This is a genomic window from Brachybacterium sp. GU-2 (assembly GCF_030866705.2).
Lineage (GTDB): Bacteria > Actinomycetota > Actinomycetes > Actinomycetales > Dermabacteraceae > Brachybacterium > Brachybacterium conglomeratum.
The window spans coordinates 1,707,787-1,726,159 of sequence record NZ_CP133037.2; the positions used below are offsets into that span (position 1 = coordinate 1,707,787).

6 protein-coding genes are annotated in these 18,373 nt (G+C 69.3%); all 6 read right to left on the reverse strand.

Annotation, left to right across the window (positions count from 1 at the left end):
* Positions 1-75: 75 nt before the first annotated feature.
* Positions 76-1,461 carry a plasmid pRiA4b ORF-3 family protein gene (locus RBL05_RS07870; RefSeq protein WP_308739982.1) on the reverse strand — a complete coding sequence of 462 codons (1,386 nt, stop codon included), beginning with the start codon at positions 1,459-1,461 and terminating at the stop codon, positions 76-78.
* Between the two features lie 27 nt (positions 1,462-1,488).
* A complete protein-coding gene (locus RBL05_RS07875; protein ID WP_308739981.1) occupies positions 1,489-3,072 on the reverse strand; it encodes a homing endonuclease associated repeat-containing protein in 1,584 nt (527 codons plus the stop codon).
* Between the two features lie 79 nt (positions 3,073-3,151).
* Complete coding sequence (locus RBL05_RS07880; protein ID WP_308739980.1) at positions 3,152-4,291, reverse strand: hypothetical protein; 1,140 nt, start codon at positions 4,289-4,291, stop codon at positions 3,152-3,154.
* 15 nt (positions 4,292-4,306) lie between these two features.
* Positions 4,307-6,835 (reverse strand): UvrD-helicase domain-containing protein, encoded by a 2,529-nt coding sequence (locus tag RBL05_RS07885; RefSeq protein WP_308739979.1) that lies wholly within the window; start codon positions 6,833-6,835, stop codon positions 4,307-4,309.
* On the reverse strand, positions 6,832-13,449 hold the full coding sequence (locus RBL05_RS07890) for a DEAD/DEAH box helicase (RefSeq protein WP_308739978.1): 6,618 nt from the start codon (positions 13,447-13,449) through the stop codon (positions 6,832-6,834). Before RBL05_RS07890 ends, RBL05_RS07885 begins: the two co-directional genes overlap by 4 nt.
* Positions 13,446-18,362 (reverse strand): Eco57I restriction-modification methylase domain-containing protein, encoded by a 4,917-nt coding sequence (locus RBL05_RS07895; protein WP_318604265.1) that lies wholly within the window; start codon positions 18,360-18,362, stop codon positions 13,446-13,448. The genes RBL05_RS07890 and RBL05_RS07895 overlap by 4 nt, the downstream gene beginning before the upstream one ends.
* Between the last annotated feature and the right edge of the window lie 11 nt (positions 18,363-18,373).

An 18,373-nucleotide genomic window follows, 5' to 3' on the forward strand; every position in this document is an offset into this window, starting at 1 on the left:
AGGGCGACCGCGTTCTGGCCGTTGACCTGCATCCACACGATCTGCTTCGCCAGCCCCCTGACCCGACACCGCGGCTCAGCGGGTCAGCGCCTCCCGGGCAAGGGAAGTCGCCTCCGGGGAGAAGCAGAAGCCCCGCTCGCCGAGCCGCGACGTCACGGTGCCGGTGTTGGCGAGCAGATGCCAGGCAGGCAGGTCGAGGATCGCCCCGGTGGTGACGGGGCCGGACTCGTTCGGTCCGATGATCGCAGTGAGGACGCGCGCGATCTCGACCATCGGCAGCGGCAGTCCCGGTTTCGTCGTCGCGACGTAGGTCAGGAGCACCACCTGGGCGAGCTCCTCGGTCTCGTACCTGCTCGGGAAGAGGGTGTCCAGGAAGAGCTCTCGCACGTTACCGGCCCGGTAGTACGCCCTGGCGCGTCGTGTGAGCAGGAGGGCACCCTTGTGCTTCCGCAGGATCCCGGCGCGCTGCAGGGAGGTGCGGAACATCTGCAGCGGGATGGCGTGGACCTCGCGGTTGTTCGTCCCGGGCCAGTCCGCCATCTGGGGCAGGACCGCGCTCGCGGCCTCGACGTCGGCAGGACGGAGGTAGCCGGCGCCGGTCAGCGGGATGCCGCCCTCGGCGTCGGCTCGCTCGAGGAACCAGGTCAGGGCGCGCAAGGCCGACTCGACTGCGCTGTCCGGGAGCGGGGCGAGCGGGGCGCCGAGCAGCAGAGCTCGGTCCATCAGGTCCTGGCCGGCGCGGGCGCGGCCGATCAGGGTCAGCGGCTCGAGGAGGAGCGCAGTCACGACGTCGTCCTCCGGGCCGGCCAACATCGTCGTGCCCGACCACAGCTCCAGGTCCAGGGCCGCGACGTCGAAGAACGCCGGGTCCTCCAGGAGGCTCTTCAGGTCCTCCTCGTCCCGCAGCCCGCCGCAGTCCTCGGGCGGGGCCGCGCGGCTCCCGCCCGTGGCCCGGGCTGGGGCATCACCCGCCTCCGCCTCCCGCACGGACTCGACGACGATCCCGAGGTCCCAGCCGTCGCCGTAGTCGTAGAGGTACTCCAAGGTGTCGCCCTCCGCCTGGAGCAGCTCGCCGAGCGTCACCTCGCCGGCGGGGATACCGTCAGGGTCCTCCCCCTCCTCGACATCGGAGTCGCACAGGAATTGCTGCGCGGCCTCGTCGAACGGGTCGCCGCCCGCGGCGAAGCGCCACAGGTGGTAGCCCGCCCAGTCGAAGGCGGTCTGGAGCACGGTGTGCACGTCCTCGAGGGAGAGGTCGCTGCGGAGCTCAAGACGGCGCCAGATCGGCGGGGTGGAATGGTGGAGGTCGACGCGGACGGTGAGGACCAGGACGGCCGACGGCTGCGAGCGTCGCCGGTCGACGGGTTCGGTCGCGTTGCCGAACACCTCGTGGTCGAGGCCGGCAGTCATCTCACGGAAGCGGGCGAGGATGTCGTCCCCGGCGTCATCGGTGGAGGGCATGGGGTGATCGTAGGGGCCCGGAAGCAGTCAGCGCGGCCGGCAGGACTCGACCGCAGCGCTCCAGGTACCGAAGCGGTCGACGACGGTCGAACGGGAGGGCGCCGCGTTCTCCTTCGACCAGGTGCCGTACTCGACAGCCCCGCCCTCGGGGTGCTCGATGAGGAATCGGGTCATGTGCTCCCCCACCTCCGCGCGACTGCGGTTCTTGATCTTCGATGCATTGGGGGTGCCGCCGGCCTCGGTCAGCAGCTCGGACCAGAGCTTCCCGGTGCGGCGCTGCAGCGTGGCCATCGTGGGGCGGCCCTCGGCGCGGGCCCAGGCGGCGTACCCGGCGGTGGTGATCCGCGGGCCGAGGGCATCGATCGCCGCGCGCACATGCTCGAGGGGGTCGGGCTCGTCGGCCGGGGTGTCCCAGTCGCGGGGCGCGGTGATCTCCTCGACCCAGGCGGGGTCAAAGTCCTCGGGCGTGTGGAGAAGGGCGAGGGCCGTCGCGACCGTCTCGGTCCAGCTGCCTCCCTCGTGGCCGCACAGGCGCTGTCGGATGAGTGCGCCGGACGGTGCGGCAGGGTGCCGGGCGAGCCACTCCTCGACGGCCCGGAAGGTGGTGCCACCGTCCGGGGCCTGCACGGCGGAGAGGACAGCCGCCCAGAGATCTTCGTCGCTGAAGGAGCTGCGCGGTGCGCCCTTGTCCGTGCCGATCCCGGCGGCCTTCAGGGCTTCGTTCCAGGTGCCGAAGCGGATCGCGGCGGTCTGGTGACCGGGGACGTCGTGCTCACGCGCCCAGGTGGTGAAGGCCTGGCAGGTGGTGCGGCCGGTCTCGGCATGGAAGGCGCGGAGGTCCTCGATGATCTCCGCCTCGGTGCGTCGGGTGGCCTCCCGGGGCGCATCGAAGGCGGGCTCGTGCCGGGAGCGTCGGCGGCCCAGGAGCTGACGCATCTGTTCGACGGACAGGCCGAGCGCTGCCGGTGCCTCGGCGAGCGGGGCGGCGGGGTGGACGAGCGACCAGTGCTCCGCGGCGCCGTCGTGCTCGGAGCGGCGCGCCCGCGCAAGAACCTTCGCGGCGGCGCTGAGGTCGGTGCTGGACCAGGGGGTGTCCCGGGAGAGGATTTGACGGATCCGCTCGCGGGTGACGCCGAAGAGGTCGCCGATCTCCTGGAGGGTCGCGCCGAAGGCGTAGAGGCGGGCGCTGCGGCTCGCACGGAGGTCCTTGCATCCGATACCGGCGAGGACCGTGTCGAGGTACCCCGGCTGCCCCGGCGCGACGACCCCGAGCTCTTGGTCTCGCGGAACCCGCACAAGGCGCAGCACATGCGCGTGCGGGATGCCGAACACCGCTTCCGCCTCCCACCAGGCGCTGTCCGCATGTTCGCGCCGCCAGGCACGGAGCCGACGACGAAGCGCCGCGGCGATCACGGCAGACCCGCCCGGCACGGCCTCTTCGATCGCGGTCTCCACCGAGTCGGGGTACACATCGAGGAGCTCCCCGATCTCGCTGGGGACGAAGCCCTGTTGCGCGAGGTCGAGCGCGCGGTGGACCTCCGCCTCGCTGAGAGGCGGGTGCGGAGCGTCGCTCGCGGGAGCGAGCAGGACGTCAAGCGCTGCGATGGACATCGGATCCCCTTCCGGTGGCACTGCACGAGGTGATACGACGAGTGTGTCGGCGGGGTGTGACAGGTGAGCCGGAACAGCGTCAGAACAATCTGCCTTGCCCCATCTGCGCCCCATCGCGAGCCCTCTCTTCCATCCTCGCGAGGTGCTTCGCGCTATTAACGAGTTCCGCGTCTGCCCATCGCGCCGCGACGAACGTCCCCGCGCGAGTGACAAGACCGGTAACCGTCCAGCCCCGGCCAGCAGCCCTGCCCTCCTCTTGAATCTTCTTCGCGTCCCGCCTGATACCGACAACCACCACGGTCCTGGCGATCACGACGACGAGAACCCCCAAGAGAGCCGCAGGTAGCCAGACCGACAGAAGCATGGTCATCACCAGATCCATCGAGTAACTCAACGCGACGAAGACCCAGGAACTCATCACGTCGAGGGGCGTGGGATCAGGCTTTTGCGACGCGCTCGCAAGTATCAGGATGAAGGCCGAGAACGCGCCCACCACCAGGGCGCCTGCAATTGGAATGAAGACCGGCACTGGTCGCACCGTCGGAAGCGGGTCCCACTCGAAGTTCCGGGCAATGACGAACGGAATCACGACGCACACGAGTAGATGTGCCACCCCACAGGCCACCAAGGCAAGGGCAGGATTCACCCTCGGGAGCCCGTCGAGTGTATCTACTCGGTTATCTGCGCGCGTCTTCCGTTTCTGCGCACGCTTCAGTAACAAGGATTCCGGACCTGGCTCGAAAGTGGCGATGAAGACGGCGATCGCCAGCATGGTCAGATATACCGGAACTGCGATGACGAGCGCTGTCCCCGCCTCTGCGGACCGAGTCGCCCCCACCGTCAGAAGGAACATCGCTGGGGTCAGTGCAGTGATGGGGAGGACTCCGAGGGCGAGGAGGAACGAGCGCACATCGGCCTCCTGCTCCTGATCTCCCAGGGCCATCTGGCCTCCTACGATGGCGACCAGGACGCCGAACTGCACCGTAGCGACCACGCCGAAGCCCCAGCCGAGATACTCGGTGATCTGCTCTCCCGCGCGCAGCACCGAGTCGCCGAGGAACGGCTCCGCCGTGCTCGAACGGTCGAACATGAGCGCCACCTTGATGAGGGTAGGCGCCAAGCAGAACACCGCCACCATGGAGACGACGAGCCCAATGGCCGATCTCACGGACGTCCGGGCCGGTGCGAACGACCCCATCACGGCGGCTCTCTTCCCCATGGGCACCCTCTCTCGTCAGCTCAGCGATGTATCACGGGGAGACAGACCAAGTAGCTGGCTCCCCTCCCCAGCCCACGCCACAGCCAACTGATCCCTCGCTCGCGTCGCCCCCACGTACAGCAGCGACCGCTCCTGCAGCTCCGCCGCCTCCCGCGTCTGCTCGTCGTACGCACCTCGCGCCACGTCGACGCTCGAGGAGTCATCCACCCCGAACAGAACCACGTGCGTGAACTCCATGCCCTTGGCCCGGTGGAAGGTCATCACCAGCGGCGCCCCTCCGCGGTAGCTCGTGTTGCGGTCGACGGAGACGACGCGCAGGCCGCGGTCGTCGAGGGCGCGCACCAGGGTGTCGCGGGTCTTGTTGAACCGGGTGAGCACCCCGATGGTCGAGGGGTCCCCTCCCTCGTCGGCGATCGCCTCGGTCCACTGCCGGATCAGGTCGGCGACCTTCTCGATCTCGTCCGCGAGGTCTACCGCCGGCAAGAACGTCACTTCCGGCCCTGTGCGGATCGAGCGGAACGTGCCGCGCTCGGGCCCATGCGCGACCTCGCTGCTCGGCAGGTCGTCGTCCTCCATGGCGGCGATGTCGAAGTCGCCGCCGCGCAGGATCGAGACGGCGAAGTCGAGGTTCTGCGCGGTGGTGCGGTAGTTGAGCTTGAGCCGCCGCGACCGGCCACGGATCGCGATGCCGTACCGGCCGAGCTTCACGGGGTTGGAGTAGATGCGCTGGTGGGAGTCCTCGGCGATGAACATGTCGTCCTCGCCCTCGGCGACCAGAGCCCGGAGCATTTGCCATTGCGTGGGGCGCAGGTCCTGGCCCTCGTCCACCAGCACGTGGTCGGCGACCCGCTCCCCCGTCGCCGCGGCGCGGGCGTCGAGGATCGCGGCGGCGACCGCGGAGGTCTCGTCCCAGTCCAGAGCGGAGTCGCGCTGTCCGCCTTCGCGGTAAGCGGCGATTACCGACCACACCTCGCGTCGCTGGGCACGGCCGAGCCGGGTCCCGCGGCCCGTGCGGGAGACCCGCAGGTAGTCCGCCTCCGTCAGGATCCGATGGGGCAGCACGACCTCTCTGTACTCGTCGATGAGGAAGGCGGCGGTGACATGCGGCTGTGAGCGGTCCCGGAGCGCGCCAGTTGCGTCTGCGGCCTGGATCGCCGCATCCCATTCGCGGGCGTGACGGGAGAACTTCGGGGTCCGCGTGGTCCAGCCGAGCACGTCGGCCATCGGCGTGAGGTCCTGGGCAGAGGTCACGGCGCCGTGGGCGATGCGGTCCACGCCGGTGACATGGATGCCCGGCGCTCCGAGCGCATCCGGGCGCGGGATGCTCGGAGCGAGGGCACGGACCTGCTGCGCGAGCGCGTCGGCGAGGGTGCGCGTGTAGGTGGTGAGGACGATTCGGGCGCTGTCGCCGTTCTCCGCAGCCTTGCGTGCCAGGCGCACAGCGCGATGGACCAGGACCACGGTCTTGCCCGTCCCTGCGCCGCCGGTGACGCGGTAGGGCCCGCGGGTGTTCACCTCGACGTAGGTCTTCTGCTCGGGGTGGAGGAAGATCCGCCACTTCTCGAAGCTGCCGGAGGAGAGCACCTCGGCGAGCGCCGTGTCGTCCTCGATGAGGCGGTAGTTGGCCTGGGATTTCTCGGCACTCAGCGACTGGAGGACGTCCTCGGTGCCCGAGGGGATGCCCACCGCGCTGCCGCCGGTGACGCCGGTGAAGTACGCGGCGCGCACGTCCTCGAGACTGGTCCCGGTGGCGAGATCGAGCAGGGCAGTCCCCTGCCATCCGGTGGTCGACTCGGCGAGCTCGTAGAGAGCGGTGTCGTCGGCGTCCGCCGCCTGCTCAGCGAGGGATGGGTCGAGGCCGAGGTCGTCGATGAGCTGCTGCGCGGTCACCGAGAGCACCGGGCCCGTCGGCACGGCGGGCTCCGTCCGACGGCTCTCCTCGACGTCGAGGGCGAGTTCGTTCTGCGCGGCGGAGCGTGCCGGCGACGACACGGGCTCGGTCCGGTCCTCCGCCGCCCGCTCCGCGCTCCGGGCCCCGGCCTCGCCGTCTCCCGGCGAGCTTGCCTCGACGTCCGCCTCGCGCGCGGCCTCCGCGGCCTGCTGCTCGGCCAGTCGCTCGGCCTCGAGCTGTGCGGCGAGCGCGGCGGCGCGGGAGCGGACCTCCTCCTCGCTGTAGCCGCCTCCGGTCTGCACGGCGTCGTCGTCGGAGCGGATCTCGGTGGTGCCCGAGATCGGATTCATGCGCAGGTAGAGGGTGGGCGCCTTGGCGTAGGCGGCGTCGTGGTTGTAGACGCCCTCGACCAGCCAGACGTTCTGCCCCGACGAGTTCAGGCGGAACACCAGCACCCGGTACTTGCGGTTCACGCGGACGGACCGGATCCGGTCGTCCTTCACGTTCTGGAGCGGCTCGACGTGCAGGCCCGGTGACTCGGGCGTGGTCCGCAGCATCTCGAGGGTGGAGGTGACCTGTCCTGCCACCTCACGAGGCACCTGCTGCAGGGTCGGCAGGAAGGTATCCGAGATGGCGATAATGCCGTCGCTCATGAATCTCCTCCGTCGCTCAGCTCCAGTGCCGCCAGGACAGTCTCGGGGTCCGGTCCGACAATCTCCCACCCATCCTTCTCGAGGGCGGCACGTTCACGGGCCTCGAGCTCCGAGGTGGTGACGCCGACCTTCCGCTCCGGCCAAGCGATCTCCAGCGGGGTGCCGGCGCCGTACTCGTCGCCGATGACGGGCGGTTCGATGTCGTAGCGGGCGAGGACGCCGATGAGCTGCTTCTCGGTCTCGTCGTACGCCTCGTCCAGCGCCTCCTGCCAGGCCGGGGACAGCGGCTCCTCCGCCCCGGTCCCGCGCTCGGGGACGAGGGCGTAGTCGGCAGGGAGCGCGGTCGGGTCCGGCACGGCCTTCGCGTTCGTCGGCCGCGAGTCCTGGGCGCGATCGGCCGCCGACCGCTCCGCGGACGCGGGCGCCGCCGGCGCCTCGGCCGACGGGACGCGCGGAGCGCGCGCCTCGTCCGAGCTCACGTCGATACCCGCCTCGACGAGACTCTTGGTGGTCAGACGCAGGGAGCTGCCGTGCGGCTCCCCCTGGGCGAGGTTCGCCAGGTGCAGCCAAGCCCGCCACAACTCGGCAGAGCTCTCGCGGCGCAGCGCCTCCTCGCGGTCGTCGAGGACGAGGGTGAGGCTCCGACGCGGCGGACCGAGCAGTCCGACGACCGCGAGCTCGTCGCGGCCGCGCACCACGGCAAGGCGCATCGGATCGGTGAACGAGTCGGGCTTCCTCCCGTCGAGGAGGTTCGCGCCGAGGCGCTCGGCGGAGTCCTCACCGGGGGTGGTGAGCGCGGAGCGGTCCGTCGTCGGGACGAGCAGGTACGGCAGCTCCTCGCCGAGGCGCCGCAGGCGGTCGGTCTTCGCCCGTCGGACAACCCGAACCAAGATCTCGAGCGGGGTCGCTCGCAGCATCGGTTCGAGCTCGCGGTACTGGATACCGCCGTCGGCCCACTGCCGGACCATGCCCTCGTCGACGAAGGGCGGCAGGTCGCCGGTGGAGCGGGCGCCCTCCGGGGCGACCTCGCGGGCGGCGTCCTCGTCGAGGTCGGCATCGGTGATCGAGAGGACCATGTACCCGGCACGGCGCACCCGCATCCGCTTGACCGCGTCGTCTGCCACACGGTTCCTCGCTGCGGTGGCGTGGAAGGTGCGTCCGTCGGTGAAGATCGCGATGCCTTGGACGTCGCTGCCCGGCCAGGTGAGGACGAAGTCGGGACGGGCTCCGGCGATGTCAACCTGTGAGGCAAGGGTGAAGGTCTGCCCGCCGTGCCGCACGCTGATGTCGGTGCCGCGGGTGGTGACGTCGGCGCCGTCGATGCCGCGCATGGCCTGGATGAAGGCGTTGCGGAAGCGTCGTTCGAGGGAGGATTCGGTGACGGCGGTCAGCTCGACGTCGCGCTCTTCGACGGCCCACTGCATCGCACCGGGCTGTGCGTCCTCGCCTCCGAGCAGGATATGCAGCGCCTCGATCGCAGTGGTGCGGCGCATGTTCTCGTAGGCGATGGGGCGGACGTACGGCAGCAGGCAGCGGTGGCAGGCGGCGAGGCCCTCATCCTGGCAGGGGCAGGCCTCGAGGGTGCGCAGCCCGGCGATCAGCACGTCCCACGCCGACGGTGCGGAGGCGAGCTCGAAGAGGTATCCGGTGCCGCCGACGATGGTGTCGGAGAGCAGTACGGCCTGGTGCCCGGCCTGGTTCGGGTGAGCGATGACGTCCACCTCGAGGTTGCCGATGCTGCCGCCGAAGCGGGTCTCGATGCCGAGCTGAAGAGCGGCGACGAGGTTGACGAGCAGGTCACCGGCAGCGGCGTCGAGGATCTCCGGCGGGAGGGTGATCAGCACGGTCTCGGTCTGCAGGGTGCGGGAGAGCAGGGCGGGGCGGTTGTCGCCGTCGCGGGCGTAGCGCAGATCGCACCAGGCCTGGTGGTCCTGCGGTTTGTTCCCTCCGGTGTCGGAGTCGTGGTGCCCGCAGCGGGAGCACAGCAGGAATCCGGGGGCCGTGCGCTCCTCACCGGAGATGCGGATCGTCTCGGTGCCGGACTGGGGCCTGCCCAGGTTCAGCCGGGTGAGGGTGGTGCCCCGATCCAGGCGCATCCCGAATCCGGTGCCGACGACGTTCCAGCGGTGGACGGTGCGGGCATCGTGGTAGGAGACCGACAGCGCCTGCTCGAACTGCACCTTCTCTCGATCGTCCTTGGCGTCGCCGATGCGGGTGCGGCTGCGACTCATGGTGGAGTAGACGCGGGTGAGGTCGATGACGTCGCGGTGCTGTCCGGCGTCGGCGATCTCGGCGCTCTGGCAGCTGGGGCAGGCCTGGGGCGGCTGGTCCTGCTCGAACTGGTGCGCGAGGCCGCAGCGGGGGCAGAACGCGGTGGGGCGCAGCGCGGCGCCGTCGATCCCGATGTCGACCGCGTCGACGACGAGCTCACGGCCGTGGGCGTAGAAGTGCGCGCCGGGAGCCAGCTCGGTCAGGGCCGCGGCGCCGGAGCGGGAGTAGCTGACCGGTTCGTGCTTCCAGGTCTCGTCCTCGTCCTTCCAGATGACGGTCGCCTCGAGCTGAACCGCGTCATCGACGAGGGTGAAGTTGGGCAGCAGTCCGTAGCGTTCGAGCACGCCGATCCAGTGGGCGGCATCGAGGGCGGAGACCTCGGCGCTGAGCTGTCCGGCTCTGCCGCGCAGTCGGCGGCGCTCCTTGTCCTGCTCGTCGGCCGACATGCCGGGCTCGGCGCCGATCTCCTCCTGCTCGGCGGAGATCAGGAGGTCCTCGGCGCGGAGAGCGGCCATCGCCTCGGCGCGCTCGTCAGTGACGGGCTGGTTCTCGAGCTGCTCGATGTTGTCCTGGATCCTGGCCCGACGGCGCCGCAGCTCCTCCCGGCTGCGGTTCCACTGTTCGACGGCGCTGCGCAGCGCGGTCTCGAGACCGCTGGGGCCGTCGCCCTGTGGCAGGGCCCAGATGCGCAGTTCCGTGCGAGCGTTCTCGGTGAGACCGTCCCAGGAGTGGGTGACGGTGGTAAAGCGGTCGAGGAACCTTTCGAGGTGTCGTTCGCCGTTGCGCTGGAGCTCCTCGATGACGTGGCCGAGGAAGGTGCCGGGCGCGGCGGAGGCGAGCACCGGGGTGGTTCGCACGGGCGGCGGCACGCGGTCGTCCCCGGCGAGGGTGTCGAGGACGGAGGCGAGCAGCTGGCGGCGCAGGATCTCTAGGGCGGAGAGGTAGGCGCCGGGGGCGCGGACGGTGCCGTTGAGGAGGTCGAGGGGGTCGTAGTAGAGCCCGGCGGCGCGGCCGCGGCCGGCGACGAAGGTGACGTCCAGGGCGTTGCCGGTCTGGCGTCCGGCGCGGCCCACGCGCTGGAGGTAGCTGGCGACGGTCTTCGGGACGGAGGCGAGCAGCACGGTGGAGAGGTCGCCGATGTCGATGCCCATCTCGAGGGTGGGGGTGGCGACGAGGACGTTCGGGGTGCCGGGCGTCTGGGCGCTGTTCTTGAAGCTCGTCTCGTAGTCGAGGCGGTCCTCGGTGTCCAGCAAGGAGGTGTGCTCGCGGGCGACGACGCGGCGCATGTCGCCCTGGTAGAGGCTGCGGTAGTAGGTGGAACTCAGGCTGCTGGGGCCGAGCGTGCCGGGGCAGCGGTGGCGCAGGCACGGCCCGTCCTGCAGCGGGGTGAGGACGGCGTCGGTGCCGGTGACGGTCTCGCGACATTCGTCGCAGACGAGCATCGGAGTGGGGTCTTCGGCGGTGCCGGTGGGGCGGCATGCCTCGATGCGGTCCGGGACGAGGGCGAAGCTGCGCAGGCCGCTGGTGGTCTCGACGACGTCGAGCAGGCCGAGCTCGGTGAGCGCGTCGAGGAGGGGGCGCAGGAAAGTCGAGGCGGTGCCGCGGTCGCGGGCGAGCGCCCTCGCGGTCCAGTCGGCGTACCAGCCGGAGCGGGCGGTCGCGTCCTCGAGCTCGCTCTTAGCCCCCTGTCGGCCGATGCTGGGCAGCTGCGGCAGGGCGCGCCCCGTGGGGAAGGCGGGCATGAGCTCGGGCTCGGGGCGTCCGCCCCAGAGCTTGTAGACAGGCCCGCCTTCGCGGCGGTAAGGCTTCAGCCAGTCGTGGGCGATCGCGCCGTGGGTGCGGAGGCGTTCGAGGATGCCGCGCACCCAGCGGCGGCGCACGGCCGTGTCGTCCCCGTCGAGCTGGCGGGTGCTCGCGCCGAGGGCGCGTTCGGCGGCCTGGTCGAGCTCGTCGTCGGTGGCGCGCACCTGGGCGAGGGCGGAGCCGGTGAGCAGGAGGGTGCGGCCCACCTGGCCGGTCAGGCCCAGTTCGAGGCCGACGTCGAAGGTGAGGCGCTTGACGACGCGAGCCGTGGCGCGTTCCCGGTCCCGGGCGCGGAAGCCACGACGAGGGTCCGCATCCTGGTGCCAGTAGGCGGTGAGCTTGTCGGAGTCGGTGATGGTCGGGTGCAGCAGCCGGTAGCGCTGCTCGTCGGTGGTGGCCTTCGCGAGCATCCGCTCGACGATGGTGCTGATCGGCGCGGGCTCGGTGGTGAGCGCCTCGTGGATCACCGAGCGCATGGTGAGGCTAAAGGAGCGGGCCTCGACGAAGCCGGCGCGGTGGGCGGCGTCCTGGACGGAGTCGGTGAAGACGAGTGCCTTCTTCTCCTGCAGGTCCAGGCCCGGCGTGCCGAACAGGCTGGTGAGGGAGACGGAGAGCAGCGTCGCGAGCCGTGTCCCGAGGAAGCGGATGCCGTCCTTCTCGCCGCAGGCGGGGCAAGTCTGGTCGTTGGCGTGCTTGTCCGCGTCGAGTCCGGCGTGGACGAGCACGCGGAGCACGGCGGCGTCGGGGTCGCCTTCGAGGGGACCATGCCGGTCGAGGGTGGCGGAGGAGAGGTTGAGGTAGCGGCGCCGGGAGGTCTCCTCGGTGGCGACCTCGGGGTCCTCGTCGGTGGTGGTGACGTCGAGGAGGAGGGCACGGAAGCGGCCGGTGCGCTCGGCGGCGTCCTTGCGGATGGTGTCGGGGCGGAGGTCGAGGTCGTCGCCGACGGCGCGGGTGGTGGCGCCCCAGCCGGAGCGGCCGCAGTGGCGGCAGTAGATGGCGGGCAGGGCGAGGTCCTCGTCCTCCTCCAGCGCATCGGACCAGCGGAAGGCGGGGGCGGTGGTCACGGCGCGGTCCACGCGGGTGATCTCGCGCAGCCACAGGTGCGCCTCGAGGTTCGGGAACGAGTTTCGGGGCGCGTCCTCGCGGGCGCGCTCGTGGGAGAGCACGGCGAGCAGGGCGGTGGTGAAGTCCTCGGCGATACGCGGCTGGGTCACCCACGGCAGCACGGTGGCGGCGAGCTCGCGCAGCTCGGTGGCGCGGGAGGTCTCGCGGAGGATCTGGCCGACGAGGGGGTGGGCCAGGAGGAGATCGCGCGGGGTGAGGTCACGCTGCGCGGCGACGGTGCTCGCACGCTCCTCGCCGTCGGCGGTCCAGAGCACGTCGAGGACGTCCGCGGTGAGGGCGTCAGCATCCAGCGGGGTGCCGGGTTCGAGATGGGGGCCGACCGCGGTGGCCATCGAGCCCGCAGCAGGGAACTGCGCGGGGCTGAGCGAGGCCCCGTCCCCCTCCGCATCGCCGGCACGGTCGGCGGTGATCTCTCGGGAGGGGCGCACGAACTGCTCGAGGTCCACGCGGGTCTCGGTGATCACGGCGTCTTCGCCGATGTCGGTGCCGAAGACGGTGCGGGCGAAGTCGAGCATGGCGGTCGCGGCGTCGGCCCCGTCGCCGAGGGTGGCGGAGGTGGCGACGGGGGTGAGGTGCACGCGGCCGGGCGCGATCTGGTCGAGCACAAGTCGCAGGCGGCGCAGCAGCATGCCCACGTCGGTGCCCTGCGCGCCGTCGTAGGTGTGGAACTCGTCGAGCACCAGGTAGCGCAGCGAGGCGGCGGAGGCCTCCCAGAGGGGCCGGTCGGCGCGGCGCAGCAGCAGCTGGTCGAGCATCTTGTAGTTCGTCAGCAGCACGTCCGGGGCGCTGCCGCGGATCATCTCGCGGTCGGTGATGAGGGAGTCCGCGGTGACGACGGTGGAGGGCTCGTGGGAGGCCTCCCCGGTGTAGAGGGCGGCGGTGAGGCCCTGATAGGTGGGGTTCCCGGTGAGCAGCTTCGCGAGGCGGCCGGCCTGGTCGTTCGCGAGCGCGTTTATCGGGTAGAGGATCAGCGCTTTGATCCCGCCGATCCCGGCCTTCTTCGCGCGGGCGGCGTGGGCGAGCACGGGGTAGAGGAAGGACTCGGTCTTGCCGGAGCCGGTGCCGGTGGTGACGATCGTGGGCTGCGGGAGACGGAACCCGACCTCGTCCTGCTCCCCCGGTGCCTGCGGGCTGGTGGTGAGGCGGGAGAAGGCGGCGGCCTGGTGGGCATAGGGCTCGAACCAGTCCGGCAGGCTCGGAACGAGCTCTCGTGCCCAGGCGGCGTCACTGCCACCGGCGAAGGGCAGGCGGGTGCGCAGGTAGGGGCCGAGGAAGATCCCGGAGCGCTCATCGGTGAGGAAGGCGTCCAGCGCGCTCGCAACCGACGGGTCCGCCAGCGAGATCGCCGTGGTCACGTAGTCGATGACCGCGCGGCGCAGATCCGCGGCCTGCCGGGTGGGCAGCAGCTCCGTCATGATCCGTTCTCCTCCATCCGCCGGGTGAACTCGGCGTAGGCCTGGCGCATGTCCGCCTCCCGGTCGAGGATCCGGAACGGCTGCTCGTAGACGATGGTGCGGCCGGTGCCGGTAGCGCTGGGATGTACGGCGGTGCGGTCCTCGAGGGGCAGGCCCGTCTCGGGCCGGCCGGCCTTGTTCCAGGCGGTGCGGACGGAGCTGGGGATCTGGCGACCGTTCGCGTCGAAGATGTACGCCTTCTTCCCCTCACCGCGGTCATAGTCGTTCAGGACCCCGAACTGGGTGCGGTAGATCGTCACCAGATCATCGATCGAGATGCCGGTGACGATCGCCATGATCGCGTCGATCTCCACCAGTGCCTGGCGGCGGTCCTCGTCGATGCGCAGAGGCGAGGCCATCGACCACTCGGGGCCGACGTCGCTGAGGGCGGGGCGATTCAGACGGTCGAGTCCGCCGGTCCATGCATCGAGGCGAAAGCCCTTGTCATACACCGATTCCCGCAGAGATGAATAAGCTCCTGTCAATGAATTCAACCGCATCACCCTCAGCGTCGCCGCCAAGGCCAGCGGATGCAGGTGATCCACAACAGGAAGTCGATATACGACAGAAAGTGAAATATTAGACGCCGTCGACGAGCGGACGACCATATCGGACAGCAAGCTCGACATTGATGCCGCAGCAAGGACCAAATCCGTCAAATCCCCCTCGGGGAGCCCGATCGAATATACAGTCAGGACCTGGGAAGCCTCAGGAGGGAAGAGGGCGGGAAACAAGGTTCTCTCGCCATTGACGGCAGCCATTGCTCGCCACATCAGTCGATAGTGTTCACGCACAGGGGTGACGCGCGCAGTCCCGCCATTGCGTCCCGTACCCAGCGCCCAAGTCCCATAGGACTCGTCATACTTTCGAGGGGAAGCCGCCAGACGAACCGGCTTGTATTCCGTAGCCGGCAGGAAATTAGGGTCGAGCCATTCAATGCCAACGAACGAATAGTCCTGCTGATTAGACATCGACTCATTACGCTCGGCGTATATTGGCGTAGAATTGGAGAACATTGCACCCTGAAGGATCAGGTCACCCCAATCCGTCGGCCGCCCCCACCTTCGCTCTATGTCACCATTTGTGCGAGCCTTAGCCTCATCCCAACCAAGACTAAATTTCGGCTCGAGATCAATCAGCTTCTTAGACTTTGAGAGCTTATTGAGCACGGCTGCGGATGAAGAGTTAACACTAGCGAGCATCCTCGATGACCCGACGCTTACCTTCGGATCCCCCGACTCCATCAAAGCGTGCCAGAGCCCAAGCTCGCGCACAGTATTTCTCTGAATTCTCCGGAGATGGGGAGAGAGATCCCACTTCCCGCTACTGTCTTTAAGTCCAGGCTCAACACCAGTTCCATCGTGAGCGAGGGAGCCTTCAACGACCGATGGATGATAAAGCGCTACCGCACTTATGAAATCTACTACTCGACGCGCGCCGTAAATGTTCACCGAATAGAGCATCTGATCTGAAACTTCGGAGAACAGGCGGAGTTTATTCAGGAATCTCCAATGCCGACGAAGCCTCGGATACAAGGCGGAGCGCATTGAATACCCTCTAGCGTCGGTAAAGTGAGACACCGGATGCACGAGCGCCGCAATTCCCGAGTCGGACGCGTTCCTCCAAGTCAGCGACATGAAGTCTCGGTAGAGATCCGGCCTGGTCCCCTGGAGCTCAGGGTACATCGACGATGCTGCAACAAATTCAGCGATTGCAGAAATGTTTGAAGTTTCGCACGAAATAACCTCAAGAGCCCCTTCGCGTGAGAGCACTCCCTCGCGCCTGATCGCTTTCTCAGCGTTTGATGGCTTACTCGTTATCGCCCACCAGGGATCAAATTCCCCCAGTAGCGCGGCGACCTCTAGGTCCGGCCGGACCCACGGCGGGTTCCCCACCTGCAGGTCGAAGCCGCCGCGGCCGAAGGCGGCGGCGAAGTCGAGCTCCCAGTGGAAGAACCGCTGCTCGGTCGCGATCTCCACGCAGCGCTTGAGCCACTTCGTGTTGTTCACGAGCTGCTCGATGTTCGCGGCGCCACCCGCACCAAACATCATCTCGACCATGTCGAGCTCGTCCCACACGTCGGCGCTGCCGAGGGCGAGCTGACCCGCGCCAGGCCCACCGACCTTCTTCGTGTGCTTCACGACCTCGAGAGATGTGCCGAGGATCTTTTGCACCGTCTCGAGCCACTGGTGGAACGTCGGCGGCGCCACATCGTCGTCAGGGAGGACGGGCCAGAACCACAGCGCGCACCAGGCATTCATCACCAGGCGCAGCCGCTGGTAGGCGGAGTTCGCATCCGCCAACGTCTCCTCGATCTGCTCCCGGGTGACCTCGCCGCCCTCGGCGGTCTCCGCGCCCCACACGGGGATCGCGCGGCGGGAGGCCTCCTCCGCGGCGCGAATGCGGCGCAACGCCAGGCCCCACAGCTCCTCGACCCTCTGCGAGAGCTTCTGCAGCTGCGCCAGCTGAGGCTTCGCGAGCTTGCCCGCCCAGCCCTTCGCGTGATCACGCAGCTCCTTCGCCACGTCCGGCGCGAGCTTCTTGATCTCTGCGTCGGATGCCGCGGCGAGCCACCCCTCCCCCGGTAGGAGGAAGTGGAAGATCGTGCCGTCGACGCCGGCGCGGGTGCCATCAGTCCCCGGTTCGTCATGGACCGTGCAGAGCGGGAGGTTTTCCGGCGCAGTCTCCACCACGGCCTTCAGCCGTGCCTGCGCGAGGGTGTCGGCAGAGTAGACGGCGTGACGGGCACCGATAAGAGAGTTGCCGGCGCGCAAGCGCAGACCGAACCACGGCGCCTTCAGACCCGGCGCCATGGTGTCCAGCCACAAGGAAACCTCGGCGAGCTCCACCGCGGTGGAGTTCAGGTCCACCCCGTACACGTTGTGCAGGGCGATGAAGGCCTTCACCCGCTGCAGCTCCTCCGCGTACTGCTCGGGGTCGATGCGCTGATCGAGCTCGTCCTGGCGGCGGGTGAGGTACTCGGCGGCGAGCTGACGCACCGCTTCGATTGCGAACGCGCCGGAGCCGAGGGCCGGCTCGCAGATCGACATCTCCAGGATCTCCGCGGCGGTGGTGCGCCTGCGGCGGATCGGCTCGTGGTCGAAGTTCTCGTCGTCGAACACGACGGTGCCCTCCGGCAGATCGGTCTCGTCGGTGATGACGGGGTCGAGCAGCTCGGCGAGGCCCTGGGAGACGGTGAAGGACGTGATGACCTCCGGGGAGTAGTAGCTCGCGGACTGCTGGCGGGCACGGCCCGAGAGGCGGAACACGAACTCGCCGTGGCGGTAGGTGCGAGGCACTTTCCGGCCGGTCTCGTCCTCAACCATGACGAGGTGCTGGGTCATGGACTCGTCGACGACGTCCTCCGGCACCACCCAGGAGCCGTCCTTCGGATCGCCGCCCTTGGCGACCTCGACGAGGTCCTGGTCTGCGAAGGAGCCGGTGTAGCTCATCAGGGACTCGTAGACTGCGCCGAGCTGGTTGATGCCGAGAGCGACGTAGCTGATGAACCCGCGGTTTTTCCCCTTCTTCACGCGGGAGAGCAGGAGGTTCTCGAGCACGGCCTGCAGGGCCTGGTTCCCGAGCTTCACCTCGTCGATCAGGGCGGTGCGGTTTTTGCGGAAGAGGTCCGCGTCGAGGTTCTCGAACACCAGGGCGCCGCTGCCGTGCTCGGCCATGCCGTCGGCCTGTGCGCCCGTCGGGTGGTGGCCCTTGTTGATGAGGTCGAAGAGGATCTGCAGAGAGCTGTACAGGTAGGTGCCGTGGGCGGCATCGAGCGGGACCTCGCGCTGGGTGAGGTCGCGCAGGCGATCCACCGAGTAGCCGGCCTGGTACTCCGGGGCGCCGACAGGCAGCACGCCCAGCTCCGGGCTCGCCTCCGCATACAGCAGGAACAGGATCCGGTAGAGGTAGCGCAGGGACTGCAGGGCCAGCGGCTGCGCCTGGTCCTGCGGGAGGGGGTCGAGGCCCTGGGCCTCGCGGCGGCGGATCACCTCGTTGGCGATGATCTCGATGCTCTCGCGCACCCCATCGCGGAGGTCCTCGGAGACGCCCACGGCATTGTCGATCGACTCCTGGACGGTGGCGGTCCACCAGATCTGCGAGTTCGCATCCGGGGCGAGGGAGTCCGCGCTGAGCGCGGCGAGCATCCGCTCCACCTCGCCGCCGCGCCTTTGATCGTTGCGCTCGGCGATGGTCTGGAGATCGGCGACGAGATACCGACCCTGCGGCCACAGCTGGGAGGAGGTGAGCACGGCGAAGCGGCCGGCGAGGACGAGCAGGAACTCCGGGGCGTCCTTGCTGATCGCGAGCGCGGAGAGCACCTGCGGGACGGAGGTGAGGCGCTGCTCGTCCTCGGTGCCCTCGCCGAGGATGACATCGGCCGGGAGATGACCGGCCTGCTTGGCGAGGACGTCCTGCACATCGTCGGCGGCGAGCGCATCGAGCATCGCCAGTGGTGCCTCGTCCACGCCGCGGGTTGCGAAGCGGCGCAGCGGGCCGGTGGTGGTCACGTCCCAGCGACCAGGTGCCGCTTCGTCGCCTGTGTCGTCTGTGTAGCCGAGGATCGTGCGGAGCTCGTCGGCGAGCGCGACAGACCGCTCCCCCAGCAGCTCGCGCCGCTGGTCGGGGCGGGCGGTCTCCGGCAGTGCGGCGGCGTCGGCCTGCAGCTCGAGCAGTCGGCTCACCAGGCCGGTGCGGGCAGAGGTGAATCGCTCGCGCGGGCTGCGCCAGTCCGGATCGTCCTCCCCCGTGCTGCGCCACTCCCGCATCAGCGCCTTGGTGCGGGCGGTGAAGGTCTTCGACGCATCATCGGAGGTGAAGTAGTGCTCGCTGATCCAGTCCTCGACCACGTACAGGGCATCGCTGATCGCCACAGGGAAACTCC